Annotated in this window: 21 protein-coding genes; 15 read left to right on the top strand and 6 right to left on the bottom strand. The window is 26.4% G+C overall.

The annotated features are described in order from the left end of the window. Positions 1–10: 10 nt before the first annotated feature. On the top strand, positions 11–1249 hold the full coding sequence (brnQ, locus tag AWT63_RS05475) for a branched-chain amino acid transport system II carrier protein (RefSeq protein ID WP_068268916.1): 1239 nt from the start codon (positions 11–13) through the stop codon (positions 1247–1249). 44 nt (positions 1250–1293) lie between these two features. Here the strand turns inward: brnQ and AWT63_RS05480 are convergent, their stop codons facing one another. The 4 genes from AWT63_RS05480 to AWT63_RS05495 are packed head-to-tail and all read right to left on the bottom strand — an operon-like array spanning position 1294 to position 5356. Then, positions 1294–2067, bottom strand: coding sequence for an ABC-2 family transporter protein (locus AWT63_RS05480; protein ID WP_068268917.1), 774 nt, complete (start codon positions 2065–2067; stop codon positions 1294–1296). Next, positions 2067–2840, bottom strand: coding sequence for an ABC transporter permease (locus AWT63_RS05485; RefSeq protein ID WP_068268921.1), 774 nt, complete (start codon positions 2838–2840; stop codon positions 2067–2069). The genes AWT63_RS05480 and AWT63_RS05485 overlap by 1 nt, the downstream gene beginning before the upstream one ends. After that, positions 2815–3732, bottom strand: coding sequence for an ABC transporter ATP-binding protein (locus AWT63_RS05490; RefSeq protein WP_068268923.1), 918 nt, complete (start codon positions 3730–3732; stop codon positions 2815–2817). The genes AWT63_RS05485 and AWT63_RS05490 overlap by 26 nt, the downstream gene beginning before the upstream one ends. A 10-nt stretch (positions 3733–3742) precedes the next feature. Then, the gene (locus tag AWT63_RS05495) at positions 3743–5356 is read right to left on the bottom strand and encodes a PTS transporter subunit EIIC (protein ID WP_068268925.1); all 1614 of its coding nucleotides are present in this window, start codon (positions 5354–5356) and stop codon (positions 3743–3745) included. A 153-nt stretch (positions 5357–5509) separates the two neighbouring features. On the opposite strand from AWT63_RS05495, the gene AWT63_RS05500 reads away from it, so the two are divergent. The 5 genes from AWT63_RS05500 to AWT63_RS05520 all read left to right on the top strand — a co-directional run bounded on the left by AWT63_RS05500 (position 5510) and on the right by AWT63_RS05520 (position 10182). Then, a complete protein-coding gene (locus tag AWT63_RS05500) occupies positions 5510–6091 on the top strand; it encodes a TetR/AcrR family transcriptional regulator (RefSeq protein WP_068268928.1) in 582 nt (193 codons plus the stop codon). A gap of 128 nt (positions 6092–6219) precedes the next feature. Beyond that, entirely contained in the window at positions 6220–7203 is a 984-nt protein-coding gene (locus tag AWT63_RS05505) for a LacI family DNA-binding transcriptional regulator (RefSeq protein WP_068268930.1), read from the top strand. 15 nt (positions 7204–7218) lie between these two features. Then, positions 7219–8094 carry an ATP-binding cassette domain-containing protein gene (locus AWT63_RS05510; RefSeq protein ID WP_068268932.1) on the top strand — a complete coding sequence of 292 codons (876 nt, stop codon included), beginning with the start codon at positions 7219–7221 and terminating at the stop codon, positions 8092–8094. Positions 8095–8219: 125 nt separating this feature from the next. After that, positions 8220–9512: a hypothetical protein gene (locus tag AWT63_RS05515; RefSeq protein WP_068268935.1), complete on the top strand. Its 1293-nt coding sequence runs from the start codon at positions 8220–8222 to the stop codon at positions 9510–9512. A gap of 79 nt (positions 9513–9591) precedes the next feature. After that, a complete protein-coding gene (locus tag AWT63_RS05520) occupies positions 9592–10182 on the top strand; it encodes a hypothetical protein (protein ID WP_197407861.1) in 591 nt (196 codons plus the stop codon). Positions 10183–10257: 75 nt separating this feature from the next. On the opposite strand, the gene AWT63_RS05525 is transcribed toward AWT63_RS05520, so the two are convergent. After that, on the bottom strand, positions 10258–11055 hold the full coding sequence (locus AWT63_RS05525; RefSeq protein ID WP_068268944.1) for an ABC transporter permease: 798 nt from the start codon (positions 11053–11055) through the stop codon (positions 10258–10260). Further along, positions 11048–11728, bottom strand: a complete 681-nt coding sequence (locus AWT63_RS05530) for an ABC transporter ATP-binding protein (RefSeq protein WP_068268946.1) — start codon at positions 11726–11728, stop codon at positions 11048–11050. The genes AWT63_RS05525 and AWT63_RS05530 overlap by 8 nt, the downstream gene beginning before the upstream one ends. 225 nt (positions 11729–11953) lie before the next feature. On the opposite strand from AWT63_RS05530, the gene uxaC reads away from it, so the two are divergent. The 9 genes from uxaC (at position 11954) to thiI (ending at position 22650) form a co-directional block, all read left to right on the top strand. Further along, positions 11954–13354 carry a glucuronate isomerase gene (gene uxaC, locus AWT63_RS05535; RefSeq protein ID WP_068268948.1) on the top strand — a complete coding sequence of 467 codons (1401 nt, stop codon included), beginning with the start codon at positions 11954–11956 and terminating at the stop codon, positions 13352–13354. 3 nt (positions 13355–13357) lie between these two features. After that, positions 13358–14410, top strand: a complete 1053-nt coding sequence (uxuA, locus tag AWT63_RS05540; RefSeq protein ID WP_068268950.1) for a mannonate dehydratase — start codon at positions 13358–13360, stop codon at positions 14408–14410. Continuing rightward, a complete protein-coding gene (locus tag AWT63_RS05545) occupies positions 14410–15231 on the top strand; it encodes an SDR family oxidoreductase (RefSeq protein WP_068268953.1) in 822 nt (273 codons plus the stop codon). Before uxuA ends, AWT63_RS05545 begins: the two co-directional genes overlap by 1 nt. A gap of 4 nt (positions 15232–15235) precedes the next feature. Next, a complete protein-coding gene (locus AWT63_RS05550; protein ID WP_068268955.1) occupies positions 15236–16051 on the top strand; it encodes an HAD family hydrolase in 816 nt (271 codons plus the stop codon). Then, positions 16051–17775, top strand: coding sequence for a glycoside hydrolase family 3 protein (locus AWT63_RS05555; RefSeq protein WP_068268957.1), 1725 nt, complete (start codon positions 16051–16053; stop codon positions 17773–17775). Before AWT63_RS05550 ends, AWT63_RS05555 begins: the two co-directional genes overlap by 1 nt. A gap of 12 nt (positions 17776–17787) precedes the next feature. Continuing rightward, positions 17788–19539: a beta-glucuronidase gene (gene uidA / locus AWT63_RS05560; RefSeq protein ID WP_068268960.1), complete on the top strand. Its 1752-nt coding sequence runs from the start codon at positions 17788–17790 to the stop codon at positions 19537–19539. 27 nt (positions 19540–19566) lie between these two features. Beyond that, positions 19567–21009 carry an MFS transporter gene (locus AWT63_RS05565; RefSeq protein ID WP_068268962.1) on the top strand — a complete coding sequence of 481 codons (1443 nt, stop codon included), beginning with the start codon at positions 19567–19569 and terminating at the stop codon, positions 21007–21009. A gap of 104 nt (positions 21010–21113) precedes the next feature. Next, positions 21114–21473, top strand: coding sequence for a hypothetical protein (locus AWT63_RS05570; protein ID WP_068268964.1), 360 nt, complete (start codon positions 21114–21116; stop codon positions 21471–21473). Further along, on the top strand, positions 21457–22650 hold the full coding sequence (gene thiI, locus AWT63_RS05575) for a tRNA uracil 4-sulfurtransferase ThiI (RefSeq protein WP_068268966.1): 1194 nt from the start codon (positions 21457–21459) through the stop codon (positions 22648–22650). Before AWT63_RS05570 ends, thiI begins: the two co-directional genes overlap by 17 nt.

Below are 22650 nucleotides of genomic sequence, written 5' to 3' on the forward strand. Positions count from 1 at the left end.
AGTGAACAAAATGAATGAAACTAAAAATAAATTTAAAACTTTAATTATAGGATTTGCATTATTTGCAATGTTTTTTGGAGCCGGAAATGTGCTGTTACCGCCATTTATAGGTTTAAAATCTGGATCTAATTTTTATATGTCAATAGCAGGCTTTATTCTAACTGGAGTAGGACTTCCTTTACTTGCTTTATTAGTTGTTTTCTATATTAATGGAGAATATACAAAGTTATTTGAACCACTTGGAACAAATTTTTCTAAATTTTTATTAGTAGCTGCATTTTTAACTATAGGTCCTGCTATAGCAATACCTAGAACTGCTGCAACAACATTTGAAGTTGGAATAAAACCTTTTTTTCCTATGATATCACCTGTTATAGGAGGGTTAATTTTCTTTTTAATAAATTTAGTATTTGTTATGAAAAAAAGCGATGTATTGGATAAGATAGGTTCATTATTAACACCAGCATTAATTTTAACTACTGTTATGTTAATAGTTAAAGGAATAATAAAACCAATAGCACCTATTGGAGTTCCTCATATACCAGATGCTTTCTCACAAGGATTTTTAGAAGGATACAATACTATAGATGCTGTTGCTTCTGTAATTTTTGCAGGTCTTGTTTGGAATAACTTAAGTCAAACTATAAAAAATAAAGAAGTTTTAAAGAAAACATCAATAAAAGCTTCATTTATTGCAGCAATAGGTTTATCAGCTATTTATGCAGGATTTATATACTTAGGTGCAACTGCAAGTACTGTTTTTCCTCAAAATATAGAAAGAACAACATTATTAAATGGAATAACAACAAAATTACTTGGTAATTCAGGAATGAGTTTACTTGCAATAATTGTATCACTTGCATGTCTTACAACATCAATAGGTTTAATTGTTTCAGTGAGCAGTTATTTTGAAAAGGTATTGAATTATAAAGTGAAATATAATGTTATAGTTATATTTGTTGTAGCTACATCATATATAATATCTCAACTGGGTGTTGATAAAATAATAAATTACACTATACCAATACTTACAGTATTTTATCCATTATTAATAGTTGTACTTTTCTTAACATTATCAAAAGCTAATTATAAGGTATATAGATATACAACTTATACAACATTTGTTTTTTGTATTATAGATTTATTATATCCATTACCTCTTCATGAACAAGGATTTGCTTGGCTTATACCTACATTTATAGCTTATGCAATTTTAACATTAGAGTATGCTTGGAAAAAGAATAGATAAAATTTATAAGGCAGCATTTGCTTAGTAGCAAACACTGCCTTTTTTTAATTTGAAGACTGATATTTTTTTATGGCTATAAACCATAATTTATATGTTATTATTAAAAATAGAAGCAATGATATTATATAGCCTAAAAGATACGAGTAATTAATATTTCCTTTAAGTACGTCTATTGGTCCATTATAAACCATTAAATAAGATATAAAATATATAAATATGTATCTTATAAACTTAGGATATATTCCTTTAGGTCTAGAAGCAGCATCTTCTAATAATTCAGGTATACCTTGTATAGAATTAGCTTTATCTGTATAAAATACTAGTAATACTAATGCTCTTAGTATTAAAAAGATATAAAAGCTACCTAATATAACCATTAAAATATAAGCTGATATTTTTAAAGCTGTTACTTTTTGTAATGAAAATAAGTATATTTGAAATATTGCATGTAATAAAAAAGTTATAAAGCTTTGTATATCAAAACCATAAAAAGCATAAAGCCAATATGAATTTATAGGTCTTAAAAACTTATAATCCATTTCACCTTCAATTAATTCATAATAAATAGATTCATTACCTATAATAAATAAAGAATAGTTTAAATGAGTTATTAGAGTAGCTGTATTTATTAAATTTATACTATCAAATAATGTATATCCTGCGATACTATTTGTATATTTATAAAAAATAAAATTTGCTAATATTTGTAATAAAAAGAATAAAAACACAACAATAAACATAATGACTGATGATGTTCTGTAAGCAAGTGATTCTTTTACTGAATTTTTAACTAAACGTATAAAAACTTTAAATCTCATTATGCTCCCATCCCTTCGTATGAATTTAATCCTTTTTTTATAATTTTAATCAGTATAAATCTAAAAGTGATAATCCATAAAATACTAGCTAATAGATATATTAAAATTTGTTCATAACTTAATTTATTTTCTAATATATTGGCTAAAACATATGAAACTAATGAAAATGGGTTAAATTTTAATATATTGTAAATTTTTCCTGGTAATAAATTTAATGGAAAATATACACCTGCTAATATATAAAAAATTCCATTAAATAAACCTTGTAACGGTCCTGTTTGAAAAATGAAAAAACCTAAACATGCTATTAACATTGTTAAATAAAAATACATCATAAATGTTGAACTAATATATAATATACTTAGTATTTTGAATTTTATATTTGAAAATATAATAATCAAAAAAGATAAAATATATGCAAAAATTTTATTACCTAGGTATTGTGAAAAACTTTCCTCAATGATGCTTAACGGTCTTAATAAGATTGTTGTTAATTTTCCTGTTCTAACTAGTTGTCCTATTCTATGTATGCCATTAAAATTATAGACTAGTGCAGAGATATTGGTAATTAATATATATATAATCATTTCATTATAATTATAATTTCCTATAGTTTTTAATTCACTATCTTTATAAATAGATTTCCACATAAAATAAATGATAAAAAACTGAAATAAATAAATTGAAACTTTTGCAATGAAATTAAATCTGTATTGAAAATTTATTAATACTTGATTAAGTGCTATACTATATTGCTTCTTTAAAAATTTCATATATAATTTCTTCCAATTCTTTTGTTTGTGTTTCAATTGATTCTATTTCATTTTCATTTATTTCATATTTACAAGATTCTATTTTTTTGTATTCAATGTCTTTAAATGGAAATTTATCTTCTTTTGTTTTTATAATAAATTTTGTTTCAGTTTTATATTTATTTTTTAAATCTGTAATATTTGTATCATGGACTATTTTACCGTTTAAAATAACAACAATTCTTTCACATAAAGCTTCAATATCTTTCATATTATGACTAGTTAAAATTATTGTTGTTTGTTCTTCTTTATTAAGTGTAATTAAAAATTCGTATATTGATTTTTGGCTAACTATATCTACACCAATAGTAGGTTCATCTAAAAATAATATTTTAGGCTTATGTATTAATGAACAAATTAATTCAAATTTTAATCTCTCTCCAAGAGATAATTTTCTTACAGGTATATATAATTTAGATTCTAAATTTAATAATTTAACTAATTTTTTTAATCTTTTTTCAAATGATAATTCATCAATTTCATAAATGTCTTTTAACATTTTTAAAGTATCAATACTTGGCAAATCCCAAATTAATTGACTTTTTTGTCCAAGAACAACTCCAATTTCTTTTAAAAACATATTATTTTTTTCATATGGTATGTAATTATCGCAAAAGATTTGACCTGATTTAGGTGATAAAATTCCGGTAATTAGTTTTATAAATGTTGTTTTCCCAGCACCATTTGGTCCTAATAATCCTATTATTTCACCTTTATTAATATTAAATTCTTTTATATCTATTGCTTCGTGATATACATATTTTCTTTTAAAAAAGTCTTTTAGATTTTCGAAAAATCCACTTCCTTTTTTATATGTTTTATATTCGTATTTTAAATTTTTTACTTTAACCATTTTTTTCCTTTTATATATCGTATTTATATTTTATTTCATTTTTGTAATTATCAGCTTGTGTTCCATATATTAATTGTATACCATTTCCTGATCTTATAACACCTTTTGCATTAAGTTCTTTCCATTTGTTGTCATCGCAAACTTTACTAGGATCTTTTACTGTTACTCTTAATCTTGTTATACAAGCATCTAAATTTTCAATATTGTCAATTCCACCAAGACCTTTAACTATTTCATCTATAATCTTATTATCTTTTTCCTTATTGTAATCAGCTCTTGTATATAGCTTATTTTCTCCACCATCTCTACCAGGAGTTGCAAAGTTAAATTTAAGTATTAAGAATTTAAATAAATAATAATAAATTAAAGCATAACCAGGTCCAAGTATTAATATCCAATAATATGATGTTTTTGCAGGTCCTTGAAGTAGTCCAAAGAATGTAAAGTCAATAACTCCACGAGAAAAAGTGATACCAACTGCAACATTTAAAATATACATTAACATATATGAAAGACCTTCAAGTAATGCATGTATTACGTAAAGAGCAGGTGCAACAAATAAGAAAGTAAATTCTATAGGTTCAGTTATACCAGTTAAAAATGATGTTAATGCAGCTGAGAGTAAAATCCCTTTAATTGCTGCTTTGTTTTTATCTTCCACTGTTTTATACATAGCTAAAGCTGCCGCAGGAAGTCCAAACATCATAGGTAAGAATCCACCTGTCATAGTTTTTGTGGCTGCTGCACTGAAATGTTTTATTGTTGGATCAGCAAGTTGTGCAAAAAATATTTTTTGACCTCCTGCAACCATAACTCCTGCAACTTCTTCATATCCACCAAGTTGAGTATACCAGAATAAAGGATAAATTGCATGATGAAGACCAAATACATTAAGTAGTCTCATTGATGCACCATAAAAGAAAGTTCCGATTGCACCTGTAGCTGCAAATAATTCTCCAGCTTTAACAATTAACATGAAAATTGTTGGCCAAATAACTGGAAAAATAGAAGCAATAGGTATGAAAATTAATATAGTCATAACAGGAACAAATCTGTTACCGCTAAAGAAAGCTAAATAATCAGGTAATTTTTTATCTGAAAATTTATTAGTTATTAATGCAGAGCTTATACCACAGATAATACCACCAAAAACTCCAGTTTGTAACGTAAAAATACCAAGTTCTTTTGTATAAAGTGCAGCAATTCCACGAGCAGAAGCTTCACTTAATCCATTTGCAATTAGTGCGTCATAACTTACAGAAGCAGGTGTTATTCCTTTAAATGTAAGTATAGTATTTATTATAGTATGGAATAAAATAAAGCCTAAAACCGCAGATAGAGCAGAAGTTTCTTTATTTTTATTTGCCATACCTATTGCAACTCCAACAGCAAATAGTAATGGTAAGTTTGCAAAAACAAATAGTCCAACATTAAAAAATAATTGTAAAATATAGTTTAGTGGTGTTCCTGGTAACAAGAAATTTAACTTATAAGTTTCTATTAATACGGGATTTGTGAAAGAACCTCCAACACCAAGTAATATACCTGCCATAGGTAAAACAGCTATAGGTAGCATAAATGCACGACCTATTTTTTGTAAATTAGAAAAAATATGATTTTTCATAAATTTATACTCCTTGTTAAATAAATATATATATATTATACAATAGAAATTTTACAATACAACAATTTTAAGTATAAATTTAATAAACCTTTATTTATTTTTGTTTCTTGTGGTATAATTATAATGAAAATATTTAAAAGTAAAGGAAAGTATATGAAAAAAAATCTTGAACAAAAAAAGAGGAATGTTTTAGAAAAGAGTGCTAAATTATTCTATTATCAAGGGTATGTAAATACGGGGATAAATGAAATACTTAAAGAATGCAAAATACCTAAAGGTTCTTTTTATTATTATTTTAAAAATAAAGATGATTTGTTAATGCAAATTATAGACTATCATACAGATAATTTAATACTTTTTTTTGATAAAGTTGTTGATGATTTATCAATGGTTAAACTAAAAACCTTTTTTTCAGGATATTTTAATAGCATAGTAAAAAACAAATGTCATGGTGGAAGTCCACTTGGCAACTTTGCTATAGAACTTGCGGATATAAATGAAGAAGCAAGAGAAAGATTAAATTTTTCATATGAAAAAATAGAAAAAAGAGTGGCTTTATTTTTAGAAATGATAAAAAATACGAATTCTAAATATACAAATATAAACTCACAAATATACTCTAAAATGTTGATTGCACAAATGGAAGGAGTAATGTTTAAAGTAAAACTAACCAGAAATGAAGAAGAAATTGAAAATTTCTTTAGATTTTTTGACGTTTTAGTTTACGGTGATTAAAATTAATTGATAATTTTGTATATTAATCTTCCAAAATGAAATTAGAATATTTTGGAAGTTTTTTTATTTGTATTTAGTATAAATTTGAAGTATACTTAAATTAAATAGATTAAAAATAAGTGGTGAATATGAAAAAACTAACGATTAAAGATATTGCAAATTTGGCAGGAGTATCATTTAAGACGGTATCTAGGGTTTTAAATAAAGAACAAAATGTAAAAAAAGAAACTAGAGAAAAAATTGAAAAAATATTATTAGAAACTAATTTTAGTATAAATTATAACGCAAAAAGACTTTCAATAAGTAGAACAAAACAAATTGGACTTGTAACAAATACGGTTTTGGACTATGAACTTAATAAAAATTATATAATTATGAATTATATTGTAAATTATGCAAGAAAACGAGGTTATACTATTTTAGTTAATAGAAGTTTTAAAGAACTTGTGAAAAATAATTTTGATAAAATTGATTCAGGTTTTTATGAAGGTTTGATATTTTTAAATCCTAAAAATAGTGATGAAGTTGAAAAAGCAGTTCAAAGTAATTTACCTGTTGTTATTTCAGGGATTAGTGAAAAATATATATATGTAGGAACAGATCAATATGAAAGTGCATATATAGCAACTGAAACATTAATTAGGAAAGGGTGCAAGGATATTTGCATACTTTTAGGAGATAGTAACACCAAAACTACAAATGAAAAATATAGAGGATATAAACAGGTAATAGATAAATTTAAAATGAAAGAAAATGTGTATTATAATTACTCAAGTAGTGAGGAAGTTGAGAAATTTATAATATCAAAATATAAAGACAAAAAATTACCTGACGGTCTTGTTATAAATTCTGATTACGCAGCACTTGGAGCTATAAGGGCTATTAATAAACTTGGTATTAAATGCCCAGAAAAACTTAAAATAATAAGTTTTGGAAACACTTTTATATGTAATGAAGTATATCCTAGTTTAAGTTCCATGAAACAAAAATTTGATATAATAGCAAAAGAATTAGTTGATAAAATAATTTATATGATAGAAAATGAGGGTAAAAAAGCACAAAGTTATAAAATACCCGCAGAACTTGTTGAAAGGGATACTATTTTAAAATAGATAAGGAAGAAGAGTATGAATAAGATTTGTATTGAAAATTTGGATTATCAATATAAAAAATTTCAAAAAAAGGCTGTTGATAACATTTGTTTAGAGATAAAGCAAGGAGTGTATGGGTTAGTAGGAGCTAACGGAGCAGGGAAAACTACTTTATTAAAAATAATAGCTACGCTTTTGCCATTTAATAACGGAAAGATAGTTATAGGCGATTTAGATATGAAAGTTGATTTGAGTAAAATTAGATCGCAAATAGGTTATGTTCCTCAAAAATTTGAATTTTTTGAAATGCTTACAGTTTATGAATTTTTGTATTATATAGGTTTAAATAAAAAAATATCTTCAGAAGATATTAACCAGTCAATAGAATATTGGCTTGAAAAATTTAATCTTATAAATAAGAAAAATGAAAAAATAAAAACATTATCTGGTGGAATGAAACAAAGAATTGCAATTATTCAGGCAATATTAGGAGATCCTAAAATTTTAATTTTTGATGAACCAACGGTTGGATTAGATCCAATGGAACGACTTAGATTTAAAAATATTATCAATGAAATAAAAAAGGATAGAATAATTATTATTTCAACACATATTATATCAGATGTTTCAGCTCTTTGCGATATGATTGGAGTTATGAGTAGTGGAAAAATTTTATATTCAGGGACAGTTGATAACCTTATTGATGAGGCAAAAGGAAAGATTTCTACTATAACAATTAAAGAAAATGATAACATTGCGGAAGAGATTATGAATCAAGTTATATCTATCAAACGTTTTAAGGATAATATATACATAAAAATAATTGATACAAAAGGAATTGGAAGTAGTTGTGTACCTGACTTGGAAGATGCATATTTTCTGAAAATAAAAGAAAAGGAGTTAAACATATGACTTTAGAAGTCAAATACATTGTTAAAATTCAAATTCAAGAAATTTTTAAGATGAAGAAAATTTATTTAGCGATGTATGCGTTTATTATCTTTTTTTCTAGTATCCTCTATATACAGGATTTTAGTATGAAAATAACTGCAAATTTGGTAGTTTTTATTTGGATAAGTTTAATGAGTTTAATTGGTTTAAAGGCATTTGTAGAAAATGAAAGAGAAAGCTTGTTTATTATTAATAAAACATCACTTTTTTCTAAATATGTCAAATTAATTTTAGCTCAAATTATTTTAAATTTACCTTTACTTCTATGTATAGGTTTTCAGTTATTTTTTTTGAGACAAGATATTTTAAAAACTTTAGAATTGACAATTATTTTTTATATGTTTGCTATAATGTTTGGATTTTTATTAGGGAATACAGTTTCAAAAACAAGTGGGATAATTATTTTAGTACTTGTTTTTTTATATAATTTTTTCTTGGTCAATCCATATAAAATGACAGAGTATACTTATTTACTTGGTGTTAATGAATTTTTATTTAATTTAGATAACTTAAATAAGATTAATATATTAAAAATGTTATTTATTATTTTATTGGGTATTTTTACGGTGTTTATCAACAGAAAATATTTATTTTCAAAAAATGGTAAACTCATTTCTTTTACTTTTCTGATAATGGGATTTATAATTTTAGAGTGTGTTCAATATAGATTTTATATATTTGGGGAAAATACAGAACTAAAAACCACGTATATAAAAGATAGGAAAATTATTTATACTAATGTGGATATTTTAGAATATTCTAAGGGTGTGGAAATTTTACAAAAAGTACAAAACTCTTATATGAATCTTGGTGGAAGTACAGTTAAATGCTATATGATAAAAAAAGAATTTTTATCTTCTTTAGAATGGAAATTTATAAAACAATCCGTAAGTTATGAATTAGAAAAAGAGTGTTTAAAGATTAATATATATAGTTTAGCAAATTTAAATTTTTATGATCCAGCTATAGTGTATTCAATGGCAGGTGATATTGCAGGAGTATGGAAACAATCTATACCTAATTATGTTGGTGGAAATAGGTATTTTCGTCATATTATAGATGGAAGTGAAGCAGTATTTATATCAAAAACTATAAAAACAACTTTTGGTGAAAATAGCAGGATTTCAAAATATGCACAGAATGAATTAGATGATACATATAAATCACCAATAACAAAAAATAATTATGTAAAAAGAATAGGTATTTTAGTAGCTGATAAATATGAAGACCAATTAGCATATTTAATTAAAATACTTAATGAAAATAAATTAGATAACAATGAAGAATTTATAAAAATATTAAAAGATAAGTTTTTTGATATTTATCAAGATCCATATATTTATGATTTTTTGAAAAGAAATATAAAGGGAGTGCAATAAAATGAGTTATATGAATCTGCTAATAAGAAATAGAAAATTTATATTTCTTATTTTTATCTCTTATTTTTTGTTGATTTTTATGGATATGAAAACTGTTGGCGTGATACATACACATGAAAATATGCTTTTTCGCTTATTAAATCATCAGGTTTTTTTAGTATTTTTGATTCCTTTTCAAATACTTAGTGTATTAAACCAAAAGTTTATAAGCATACAAAAAAATTATCTTGTATTATATACAAACGATGAAGTTTCAAATATAAAAAAGACATTTTACTGCATTATTGCAATTGAAATACTTTTTTACATTTTAGGACAAGTTTTTTTTCAATTTGTTAATTACATATTTTTAGGACAGGTATATATGCAATATCTTAATTTTAATTTTTTAACTATTATTGAGATAGTAACTGTGAATTATATTATTATATTTTTTCTACTGATTTTCAAAAAAGATTTGTTTTCATATATTACATATTACATTTTGATATTACTATTGTTAATTTATAATAATACATATATAACAATACCTGTAACTGTAAAATTTATTAAATTATTGAATGATGCTCCTTTAAAACTTCTTTTATCAAGAATAGTTTGGGTAATTGTTTCATTTGTTGGTTTTTGTATATCACTTTATAAATACAGTATTTCTTTTTATGATAATTAAAGTATTTTAGTTATAGAGAAAAAAATCGTTATAAGCTTAAGCAAATAACGATTTTTTTATTAATTATAGTATATTTTACATTTCACTTCTACTAAACTTAACTTGCTTTATTAATAATAGATTAATCAAAAATACTATTAATGTCATAAGTACTACGATTATAAAATCCTTTGAAAAATTAGTAAATAACATTGCTTCTCTTAAACCGTTTAGCTGATATGTTAATGGATTTAAATGTGCTACAATCTTAATATATTTATCAACATCACTTAAAATGTAATAAGCAGGAGCACTAAAATATACAGGTAATAGTAATAAGTGCGTTATTAAATCTCTTGTCTTATAACTTTGAACCTTTAGTGCTATAAGTATTCCAACATTTACCCAAAATAAAGTTATTATTATAGACATTATGTATCCGATTAATAGATTAATAAATCCTATATTAGTAGTTAATTTAGTTATAATTAAAAGTATTGGAATTTGTACATTTATTCCAACAATTGCGTAAAATGATTTACTTAAACTATATGACAATATTCCTATTCCATTTGCTAATTTAAGATGAAGCAGTCCCCATTTATTATCTATAACAGTTCTATATATTATGTTTGTTATTTCTCCTACACAAATTATACCTATAAGACCTGTTAGAGAGTAAAGTTCATAATTTAAGTCTCTTCCTTTATAATTAAAAACTCCAATAGTCTTTGCTAAGCCTTTAACAAAGAAAATATAATATACTATTGGGAATAGAATATTGGTGTATAAAATGGAACTATTTTGTATTAAAGCTTTATATTCAAACCACAAACCATTTTTTAGTCCTGTAAGAAATGATTGTTTATTCTTTATATTTGAAAAATTATTCATAACTCAACTCCTTTAATATCTTATCTCTTAATGAGTCATCTTTAATAAATTCGTTAATAGGTCCGTCATATTTTATATTCCCGTCGTAAATGTATATTATTCTGTCACAAAATTTTTGTATAAGCTCTAAGTCATGTGAAGAAACTAAAACAATTTTATTTTTAGCAACTTCATCTTTAAAGTATTGCATAACCTTTTCACTTGAGTATACATCTAAACCTGTTGTAGGTTCGTCTAAAATGTATAATTTAGGTTTTTTCATTATTGCTCTTGATATTTGTACTCTTTGAAGTTGTCCTCCTGATAAGTCTTCTATAGAATTATTTAAATATGGTTTTAATTCTAGAAGTTCAGTGATTTTATTAAATAAATTATCATCTCTTTTTGGTAAAAAGATTTCTTCCATTCTTATATTACTTTCAACATTTAAATACCAGTCTATAACCTGTTTTTGAGAGATAAATCCAATTTCATTATATTTATAATCAATGGATATTTCACCTTCATTATAATCTTTAATTCCCATTAAACTATTTAAAAATGTTGATTTACCAGCCCCATTATGACCTAAGATAGCAACAAATTCACCTTCGTTAATACTTAAAGTTACGTTTTTTATTCCTTTTTTGTTACTGTATATTGATGTCATATTAATTAAATTTATTTTTTTCATTATAATATCTCCTAATGTATTAAACTTTGGCTGTAAAACTAATTGCTTAGAATTAGTTTCTTTGTTTTTAATTGTATAGTAGTAGCATTTTTCAGACCTCCCTTAGTTTAAATATAATGATATTTTATCATTTGTCAATAATGTTTTTTTGTACAAGCTATTGACATTATCAAAAACCGAGCTATACTACAAATGACAACGCAAACATTTTGAATTGGAGGAACAATGAAATTTATAAACCCTAACTTTATGCTACATAATGACACGGCAAAGAAGTTATATAATGATTATGCAAAAGATATGCTTATATATGATTATCATTGTCATTTAAGTCCGGAAGAAATAGCAAAAGATAAACCTTTTGATAATATCACACAAATATGGCTATATGGTGATCACTATAAATGGAGAGCTATGCGTGCAAATGGTGTATATGAAAAATTTGTTACAGGAAATAGCAGTGATTTTGAAAAATTTGAACATTGGGCAAAAACTTTAGATAATTGTATAGCAAATCCTCTTTATCACTGGAGTGCTTTAGAACTTAAAAGATATTTTGATATTGATGAGATATTAAGTTTTGATAACTATAAAGATATATGGGAAAGAGCAAATAAAGTTATTATAGATAAAAAATATTCTCCTAAAAAGATGATAACTATGTCTAATGTAGCTGTTGTATGTACTACAGATAGTCCTGTTGATGATCTTAAATGGCATAAGATAATAAAAGAGGATAAAGAATTTAAGACTAGAGTTGTTCCAGGATTTAGACCTGATGAAGTATTATCTATAGGAACAAAGAAATTTTATGATTTTATACCAAAACTTGAAAAAATTGTAGATTTTAAAATAGATACATATGAAAAAATGCTAGATGCAATTAAACTTAGAATAAAATATTTTGATGAAAATGATGGATATATATGTGATCACGGTATACTTAAATTGCCATATATAAAATCATCAAGAGATGAAGTATACAGCATTTTTGAAAAAGCATTAAATAAACAAGTTTTAACAAATGAAGAAATTGAAAAATATTTAACAACTTTACTTATTGACCTTGCAAAAGAATACAAAAAGTATGATTGGACTATGCAAATCCATTTTGGAGCTATAAGAAATAATAATGAAAAATATTTTGAAACTTTAGGTCCTGATACAGGATTTGACTCTATAGCTGATACTTCAGATGTTGCATATTGTCTTAATAATTTATTAAATGATATGAGTAAAAATGATGGATTACCTAAAATGATAATATATAATTTAGATCCTACATTAAATAATGTAATTGCTTGTAATATTGCTAATTTTCAAATAAATTCTGGTAAATTACAATTTGGTGCGGGCTGGTGGTTCAATGATACGAAAGAAGGGATGATAAGACAAATGAAAACATTAGCAGATCAGGGTTTACTTGCTAAATTTGTTGGGATGCTTACAGATTCAAGAAGTTTTGTATCATATACAAGGCATGAATACTTTAGAAGAATATTGTGTCAATATATTGGGGAATTAGTAGAGCTTGGTGAAATACCAAATGATGAAAAAATATTAAAAAAATTAATACAAAATATTTGCTATAACAATGCAAATACGTATTTTAAAAAGGAGAGATAAATAGTGAAAATAGGATTTAGATGGTATGGAACAGAAGATACAATACCTGTGGAATATATAAGACACATACCGAATGTACATACGGTAGTTACAGCTGTTTATAGTGTGCCTGTTGGTGAAGTTTGGCCTATGGAAGATATACTTTCTTTAAAAGAACAAACTGAAAAAACTGGACTTTCATTTGAAGTAATTGAAAGCATACCGGTTCATGAGGATATAAAACTTGGAAAAAGAGATTATTTAAGATATATAGAAAATTATAAAGAAAATATTAGAAGATGTGCAAAAGCAGGAGTGAAGGTTATTTGTTACAATTTTATGCCTGTTTTTGACTGGACTAGAAGTGAACTAGATCATGTTAGAGAAGATGGTTCAACTTGTCTTGTGTATTATAAGGATCAAATAGATAAGTTAGATCCTACAAAACTTGCATTACCTGGTTGGGATTCTTCATATAATCCTGAGGAAATGTCAAAATTAATAGCTGAATATAAAGAATTGGGCGAAGAAGGATTATGGAAAAATTTAGAATTTTTCTTAAAAGAAATCATACCTGTTGCAATTGAAAATGATATAAATATGGCAATACATCCTGATGACCCACCTTATTCAATATTTGGTATACCTAGAATAATAACTGATAGAGATAATTTAAGAAGATTTTTAGATATATATCCTGATACTCATCATGGATTAACTATGTGTGCAGGTTCTCTTGGGTGTTCTCCTACTAATGACTATATTTCGATGGTAAATGAATTTGGACCTGAGGGAAGAATACATTTTGCTCATTTAAGAAATATAAAAATACTAGAAGATGGAAGTTTTGAAGAATCTGGGCATATTTCAAAAGAAGGAAGTTTAGATTTTGCAGATATAGTTAAAGCTTACCACAGTTTTGGATATAAGGGATATATAAGACCTGATCATGGAAGAATGATATGGGGAGAAACTGGTAAACCTGGTTATGGGCTATATGATAGAGCATTGGGAGTAACATACATAAACGGACTTTGGGAAATGTGTGAAAAAGTCTATGGAAAGGTTGAAGATTAATGGATAAAAGATTTGATAACAAAGTAGTTGTTGTTACAGGAGCAGGAGGTATAATCTGTTCTGCAATAGCTAAAGATTTTGCGGAAAAAGGAGCAAAAGTAGCTTTACTTGATTTAAATTATGACAGTGCAAAAATGTATGAAGACGAAATGACAAAAGAGGGCTTAATTGCAAAAGCATACAAATGCAATGTGTTAGATAATAATAGTGTAATAAAAGTAAATGAAGAAATAAAAAAAGATTTTGGAAAAGTAGATATTTTAATAAATGGAGCAGGAGGAAATTCTCCAAAAGCTACAACAGATCAAGAGATATATGATAAAAATTTAAAAGGAAGCAGTTTTTTTGAATTAGATCCTCAAGGAATAAGCTTTGTATTTGATTTAAATATTTTAGGAACAATTATTCCTACTCAAATCATAGCAAAAGATATGGAAAGTGGTTCGTGTATAATTAATATATCAAGTATGAACTCATATACTCCGCTTACAAAAATAGTTGCATATTCAGGTGCTAAAGCTGCTGTAAATAATTTTACAAAATGGATAGCTGTGCATTTATCTAAACAAGGCATAAGATGTAATGCTATAGCTCCAGGATTTTTAGTAACTAATCAAAATAAAAACTTATTATTTAATCAAGATGGAACACCAACAGCAAGAACAGAAAAAATATTAAGAAATACTCCTATGAACAGATTTGGAAATACAAAGGAGATGCTTGGGGCAATAACATTTTTAGCAGATAATGAAATGTCAGGATTTGTTACAGGTGTAATAATCCCTGTTGATGGTGGATTTAGTGCATATTCAGGAGTGTAATGAAATGGAAAAAAAGATTATTTGTATAGATTCAGACGGTTGTGTAATGGATACGATGAATTATAAGCATGAACTGTGTTTTGGACCACTTGCTGCTGATTTTTGGGAAGTAAAAGAAAAAGATGAGTTTTTAAAAGAATGGAATACAGTAAATCTATTTTCTGACACTAGAGGAATTAATAGATTTAAAGGTTTGTATTTAACATTTGAAAAAATGAACAAAAAATATCCTACTATACCTAAATTAAATGATGTTAAATTGTGGGCAGAAAATGCACAGGAACTATCAAATGCTTCTTTAAAAAGGGAGATTGAAAAAAATAATAGTGAAGAATTAAAAAAAGCTCTTATGTGGAGTGAGAAAGTAAATGAAAAAATAGCATCACTTGAAGGACTTGATAAACCGTTTGAAAAGGCAAAAGAGGCACTTGAGCATGCAAGTAAATATACAGATGTAGCGATAGTTTCATCTGCAAATAAAGAAGCGATACTTTCAGAGTGGCAAAGACACGGACTTTTAGAATATGTAAATGAAGTTATGGGTCAGGATAAGGGTACTAAAAAAGATTGTATATCATTTTTAATATCAAAAGGCTATGATGCAAATAATATACTTATGATTGGAGATTCACCTGGAGATATAGAAGCGGCGAAACTAAACAATGTTAAATTTTATCCGATAATGTTTAATGATGAAAAAAACAGTTGGGAAAAGTTTAGTACTGAAATCTTAGATGAATTTTTAAATGGAATATATGATGAAAAGTCTTATGTAGAAAAATATAATAAATTATTAAAAAAATATAGTAAGGAGGACTAATGCCTAAATTAGTAGATTTAACTAAAAATCCATATAATTTAAATGAAAGTCAAATTATGTGGGTAGAAAATACTATAGCCAATATGACAGATGAAGAAAAAATAGGGCAATTATTTTTTAACTTATTTTGGTTAAACGATCCTAAACTTAACAGCACAGAATTAACAAAAGATCAAATTATACAAAAATATCATATTGGTGGAGCAAGATATCAAGGAGGTACAGCAAAAGAAGTAATGGAACTTCTAAATTCATTACAGGAAAAATCAAAAATACCTTTACTTATAGCTGCAAACTGTGATTCTGGAGGAAATGGTGCATGTAATGACGGGACATATATAGCAAGTGCAGCACAATGTGAGGCATCAGGAGATACTAATGTGTCATATAACACAGGGCTTGTAAGTGGTATAGAAGAAACGGCACTAGGTGTAAATGTAAATTTTGATCCTTGCGTAGATATACTTAAAAATTGGAGAAATACAATAGTTAATACTAGAGCTTACGGTAGAGATACAGATGTTGTAGTAAAACATACTAATGCGTATTTGCAAGGACTTTCACAAAGTGAAGTTATTAAATGTATAAAGCATTTTCCTGGTGATGGAACAGAAGAAAGAGATCAACACTTAGTTTTAGGTGTAAATGAAATGAGTGTAGATGAATGGGAAAATAGTTTTGGTCGAGTTTATAGAAATCATATAAATAACGGTGTTGAAATGATAATGGCAGGGCATATAGCACTACCTAATTATCAAAAACAATTAGTTGAAGGTTTAGAAGACAAAGATATACTGCCAGCTACACTAGCTCCTGAATTAATACAGGATTTACTAAAAGAAAAACTTGGATTTAATGGTCTTGTAATAACTGATGCTTCACATATGCTTGGTATGACTTCTGCAATGAGAAGAAAAGATTATGTGCCTAAATCAATTGCATCAGGTTGCGACATGTTCTTATTTTTTAGTGATATAGATGAAGATTTTAATTATATGTTAGATGGTTACAAAAATGGTGTAATTACAAAAGAAAGATTACATGATGCATTAAGAAGAATATTGGGACTTAAGGCTAAACTTAATTTACACGAAAAACAAAAAAATAATACTTTACTTAAAACAGATGAAGATTTAAATGTTATAGGTTGTGAAAAACACTTAAAAATGCAAAAAGAGGCAATAGATAAAGGGATTAGCCTTATAAAAAATACAAAAAATGAATTACCTATAAGACCTGAAACACATAAAAGAATAAGACTATATTTTGTTGAAGGTGAAAAAGATGGGTTATATAAACCTAATGAAAAATTCAAACAAATGTGTATAGATAAATTAGAAAAAGAAGGCTTTGTTGTTACGGTAAATGAAGCTGGAGTTAGAGAAAAAGGTTCTGTTGAAAAATATAGAAGTGAAGTAGATGCTGCACTTGTATTTGTAAATGTTAAAGGATATGCAGAACAAAATAATATGAGAATTAAATGGAGTGGGCCTATGTCAAATGAAATACCTTGGTATGTTCATGAAGTTCCTACTGTAATGGTATCATTTAATTTTACAAATCATTTACATGATGCAACTATGGTTAAATGTTATATAAATGCATATAGTGATGTAGAAGAAACTATAAATCAGGTCATTGATAAAATTATGGGTAAATCTGAATTTAAAGGAAAATATTTTAATGAAAATGTATGGGCAGGTCAATGGCAAGCCAAGTTATAAGGGGGAGTTAATATGTTATACCCAATAGCTACAAAAACTAGAGAATTAATAGATTTAAGCGGAATTTGGAAATTTAATTTTGAAAATGAAAAGAAACAAAATATTGCAGTTCCTGGTTCATTTAACGATCAAGTTGTAGGTCATAAAGATAAGCATTATATTGGAAATATGTTTTATGAAAAAGAATTTGTTGTGAATGAAAATATGTTATCAAAAAGAATTTTCATTCGTTTCGGTTCAGTATCTCACATAGCTACGGTATATATAAACGACAACGAAATCGGTTCACATAAAGGAGGATTCACTCCATTTGAATTTGAAATAAATGAACATATTAAATTAGGAAATAATAAAGTTGTTGTTAAGGTTAGCAATATATTAGATAACACAAGTTTACCTGTAGGAAATTATAAAGAAGTAAAAGATGAAAATGGCAATATAAAAAAATATGTTGATGAAAACTTTGATTTTTTCAACTACTCAGGTATACATAGACCTGTTAAAATTTATATTAAACCTAAAAGTTACATTGAAGATATAGTAATTACTTATGATGTTATAGGAAGCGATGCAAACGTAAAATTTGATATTACTACTAATGTGAGTAATCCTAATTTAAGAGTTACAGTTTTAGATGAAAATGACAACGCTGTAAGTTTGGATGGAACTATAAAAAATGTAGTATTATGGGAACCTCTTAATGCTTATTTATATAAAGTACAAGTTGAACTTTTAGATGATAATAATGAAGTTTTAGATGTATATACGGAAGAATTTGGAATAAGAACAGTTGAAGTTAAAAACAATAAATTTTTAATTAATGGTAAACCATTTTATTTCAAAGGTTTCGGAAGACATGAAGACACATATTTACACGGTAGAGGTTTAGATGAAGTAGCCAACATTGCAGATATTAACAGAATGAAATGGTTAGGTGCTAATTCATTTAGAACATCACATTATCCTTATTCTGAAGAAATGATGCGTCTTGCTGATAGAGAAGGTTTCGTAGTAATAGATGAAACAACAGCAGTAGGACTTATGGAACATTTCGGAGCTGATTTAATGGGACCAAAAGAAAAAAGAAATACATGGGAATATATGAAAACAAAAGAAGCTCATGAACAAGTTATAACAGAACTTATAAAAAGAGATAAAAACCATGCTTGTGTAGTGATGTGGTCTATAGCAAATGAACCTGCAACTGCTGAAAAGGGTGCTTATGAATATTTTGAACCGTTATTTAAACTTACAAGAAGTCTTGATAAACAAAATAGACCATGTACTTTTGCAAATATTATGTTAGCACCTGCATTAAATTGTTTAGCGTCAAGTCTTTGTGATGTAATATGTCTTAATAGATATTACGGGTGGTATGTAGATTTAGGAAATCTTGAAATAGCAGAAATAAAAATGAGAAAAGAACTTGAACAGTGGCATGAAAAATATCCTGATAAACCTATAATGTTTACAGAATATGGAGCAGATACCATTGCAGGAATACATGATATAGATGAGAGAACTCCTTTTTCTGAGGAATTTCAAATAGAGTATTACAAAATGAATGAAAAAATATTTGATAGTTTAGAATATTTTGTCGGAGAACAAACATGGAACTATGCAGATTTTCAAACTAAATATGGCATTTTTAGAATGCAAGGTAATAAAAAGGGAATCTTTACAAGAGAAAGACAACCTAAATCAATAGCAAATCATTTAAGAACAAGATGGCACAATATACCTAATTTTAATTATAAAAAATAAAATATATAAAAATTTCAGGAGGATTTTATGGAAAATCAAACGAAGTATAACAAGGCTAAGATATGGCAAATAGGGCTTTTTTCACTGAATAATACAGCAACAAATTTATTTTTTATCTTAACTTTTTACATTGGATATTATGCAACAGGCTTTGTTGGACTAGCAACAGTACTAATTTCAAATATACTTACAAGTATGAGAATATTTGACGGAATAACAGATCCTTTAGTAGGATATTTAATTGACAAAACAAATGGTAAATATGGTAAATTTAGACCATTTATGGTTATAGGATATATAATTATGACTATTACTATGTCACTTTTATATAAAGTAACTCATATTTTACCTCAAAATGTAAGGTTACCATTTTTCATAATTGTTTATGCATTATTTATACTTGGTTATACTTGCCAAACAGCTGTAACTAAAGCGGCTCAAGCCTGCATTACTAATGACCCTAAACAAAGACCTTTATTTGCTGCGTTTGATGGAACATATACGTTAATTACACTTTCTTGTTTTTTACCTGTTTATGCAAATAACTATTTATTACCTAAATATGGAAACAAATTTGAATTAGCTTTATTTAATGAATTTGTATTTACATTCATAATTTTAAGCGGTATATTAACTATATTAGCTTTTATAGGTGTATACCAAAAAGATAGAAGCGAATTTTTTGGAATTGGAGAAAAGAACGCAAAAATAGGATTTAAAGATTATATAGATATAATAAAAAATAATCGTGCTATACAAATGTTAATAATTGCAGCTTCAACTGATAAGATTGCTTTAACGACTGCCGGAAATGCTGCTGTTGGTATAATGATTTACGGTATTATTATGGGAGATAACACATTACAAGGAAAACTTGCGTTAATTACAGTAATACCTGCATTTTTACTACTTCAATATTTTGCTCAGTATGCAAGAAAATTAGGGATTAGAAAAGGAATGATAGTAACTGCTTGGGGAGCTATAATAACATATGTATTATTATTCTTACTTCTAAGATTTGGAAACCCTTCAAATATCAGAGCAAGTAATATTTTTGGATTTGAAACTTTAGCGTTTATCATTTTATGGTGTATAGGTAAAGGGATTGCGGGAGCAAGTGGAGGACTTACAATAAATGCAATAGCAGATTGTGCTGATTATGAAACATATAGAACAGGAAGATATATACCAGGTATGATGGGAACATTATTCTCATTTATAGATAAACTTATATCATCTTTTTCAACAACAGTTATTGGTATAATTGTAGCATTTATAGGATATACAAAAACTTTCCCTCAAATAGGAGATCCTAATACTCCTAAACTATTTTATGCAGCGACTTTCTTATTTTTAGGTCTTCCTATATTAGGTTGGATAGCATCAGTTATAGCACTAAAATTTTATCCATTAACAGCTGAAAAAATGGAGGAAATTCAAACGCATATAAGCAAGCTAAAAAACTCTTAATATTATAATTTAACCTTTAAGAAATTGGGATATACATCTCAATTTCTTTTTTTAATTTCATTATTATTACTTAATTATGGTATAATAAAAAAAAGGAGTAAAAAATGAGCGAATATGAAATAGAATATATGGTTAATGTGCTTGAAAAAAGTGCATATAAGATAGATGAAGAAACTATAAAAATTGTAGAAAAAATAAGGAATAAAAGAGTGAAAAAAGCACTTAAAATTTATATTATATGCTTAATTCTTTTTCTTCTTATTCTTTTTACACTGTTCGTATTATTAAGGATTAATATAACTTTAAAATTAATTGCAGTTACAGTTTGTATGATAATTTTAATAGTATTTCAAAGATTTATAGTAGATAAGATAATTGATAAATTAAGAAAAAGAGAATATAGTCAAAATTTAAGTGAGGAATTTATTGAAAGGATTGAAAAACAGTATGGATATAGATATTAGTTTAATTGATAGCCTTGCATTAGGTTATGGAGAATTAGCGTTAAAAGGAAAAAATCGTGGAACTTTTGAAAGAAATATAAAGAAAAGAATAAAAAATAAGCTTTCTAAACTGGAGTTTGAGGCACATTTAGTAGATGATATGTCAAAACTTTTCATAGAATTTGAAAAAGGGAAAGCAAATGAAGTTTTACAAGCTATAAAAAATATATTTGGTATAAATAACATAGCTTTATGTGTGAAAGTTAAAAGTGACATGACTGATATACAAAATACTTTAATTTTTCTTTCAAAAGGAGTGTATGAAAAAGGTGCTAGAAATTTTAAAGTTGCAGTAAATCGTGCAGATAAAAATTTTGAAGGTAACTCAATGGAACTTTCAAAAAAATTCGGGGCATGTATTTTAGTAAATACTGAGTTTGAAAATGTTAAAATGAAAGATCCAGATTGCTTGTTTAATGTTGATATAAGAAAAAATACATACGTCTATACAGAAAAGAAAAAAGCATATGGTGGACTTCCACTTGGAAGTGCAGGCAAAGGTTTAGTTTTAATATCAGGTGGAATTGATAGCCCAGTAGCTTCTTTTATGATGGCTAAAAGAGGTTTAAAACTTGCATTTGTAACTTTTCATAGCTTTCCATTTACTTCAAAAAAATCACTTGAAAAAATCGAAGAATTAGTTAAGATTTTGTCATCATATAATGGGGCAAGTGCGTTTTATAAACTAAATATATTAAAACTTCAACAAATAATAAAAGAAAAAACAAATAAAGATTTAGCAACTATTTTAACAAGACGTGTTATGATGAAACTTGCTGAAAAAATTGCAAAAGAAAATGAGTATCAAGCATTGGTTACAGGAGAAAGCTTAGGTCAAGTAGCTTCGCAAACAATAGGTGGACTAAGTTGCACGAATGCTTCAGTACAATTACCTGTGTTTAGACCGCTTATAGGTATGGATAAAATTGAGATAATGGATATGGCAAATGAAATAGGAACTTATGAAAAATCGATAGAACCTCATGAAGATTCTTGTGCTTTATTTGCACCAAAACACCCTATAACTAATCCTAAATTAAAATATGTACTTGAAGAAGAAGCTAAAATTGAAAATTATGATGAACTTATGGAAGAAATATATAATAGTAAAGAATTAGTTATAGTAAGACAGGAGTAA

Origin of the sequence: Caviibacter abscessus, assembly GCF_001517835.1 — a bacterium.
Taxonomy (GTDB): Bacteria; Fusobacteriota; Fusobacteriia; order Fusobacteriales; family Leptotrichiaceae; genus Caviibacter; species Caviibacter abscessus.

Bases quoted from the DNA above. Each gene is read 5' to 3' on its own strand.
- brnQ (WP_068268916.1), top strand. From the start codon at position 11: ATGAATGAAACTAAAAATAAATTTAAAACTTTAATTATAGGATTTGCA.
- AWT63_RS05480 (WP_068268917.1), bottom strand. From the start codon at position 2,067: ATGAGATTTAAAGTTTTTATACGTTTAGTTAAAAATTCAGTAAAAGAA.
- AWT63_RS05485 (WP_068268921.1), bottom strand. From the start codon at position 2,840: ATGAAATTTTTAAAGAAGCAATATAGTATAGCACTTAATCAAGTATTA.
- AWT63_RS05490 (WP_068268923.1), bottom strand. From the start codon at position 3,732: ATGGTTAAAGTAAAAAATTTAAAATACGAATATAAAACATATAAAAAA.
- AWT63_RS05495 (WP_068268925.1), bottom strand. From the start codon at position 5,356: ATGAAAAATCATATTTTTTCTAATTTACAAAAAATAGGTCGTGCATTT.
- AWT63_RS05500 (WP_068268928.1), top strand. From the start codon at position 5,510: ATGAAAAAAAATCTTGAACAAAAAAAGAGGAATGTTTTAGAAAAGAGT.
- AWT63_RS05505 (WP_068268930.1), top strand. From the start codon at position 6,220: ATGAAAAAACTAACGATTAAAGATATTGCAAATTTGGCAGGAGTATCA.
- AWT63_RS05510 (WP_068268932.1), top strand. From the start codon at position 7,219: ATGAATAAGATTTGTATTGAAAATTTGGATTATCAATATAAAAAATTT.
- AWT63_RS05515 (WP_068268935.1), top strand. From the start codon at position 8,220: ATGAAAATAACTGCAAATTTGGTAGTTTTTATTTGGATAAGTTTAATG.
- AWT63_RS05520 (WP_197407861.1), top strand. From the start codon at position 9,592: ATGGATATGAAAACTGTTGGCGTGATACATACACATGAAAATATGCTT.
- AWT63_RS05525 (WP_068268944.1), bottom strand. From the start codon at position 11,055: ATGAATAATTTTTCAAATATAAAGAATAAACAATCATTTCTTACAGGA.
- AWT63_RS05530 (WP_068268946.1), bottom strand. From the start codon at position 11,728: ATGAAAAAAATAAATTTAATTAATATGACATCAATATACAGTAACAAA.
- uxaC (WP_068268948.1), top strand. From the start codon at position 11,954: ATGAAATTTATAAACCCTAACTTTATGCTACATAATGACACGGCAAAG.
- AWT63_RS05545 (WP_068268953.1), top strand. From the start codon at position 14,410: ATGGATAAAAGATTTGATAACAAAGTAGTTGTTGTTACAGGAGCAGGA.
- AWT63_RS05550 (WP_068268955.1), top strand. From the start codon at position 15,236: ATGGAAAAAAAGATTATTTGTATAGATTCAGACGGTTGTGTAATGGAT.
- AWT63_RS05555 (WP_068268957.1), top strand. From the start codon at position 16,051: ATGCCTAAATTAGTAGATTTAACTAAAAATCCATATAATTTAAATGAA.
- uidA (WP_068268960.1), top strand. From the start codon at position 17,788: ATGTTATACCCAATAGCTACAAAAACTAGAGAATTAATAGATTTAAGC.
- AWT63_RS05565 (WP_068268962.1), top strand. From the start codon at position 19,567: ATGGAAAATCAAACGAAGTATAACAAGGCTAAGATATGGCAAATAGGG.
- AWT63_RS05570 (WP_068268964.1), top strand. From the start codon at position 21,114: ATGAGCGAATATGAAATAGAATATATGGTTAATGTGCTTGAAAAAAGT.
- thiI (WP_068268966.1), top strand. From the start codon at position 21,457: ATGGATATAGATATTAGTTTAATTGATAGCCTTGCATTAGGTTATGGA.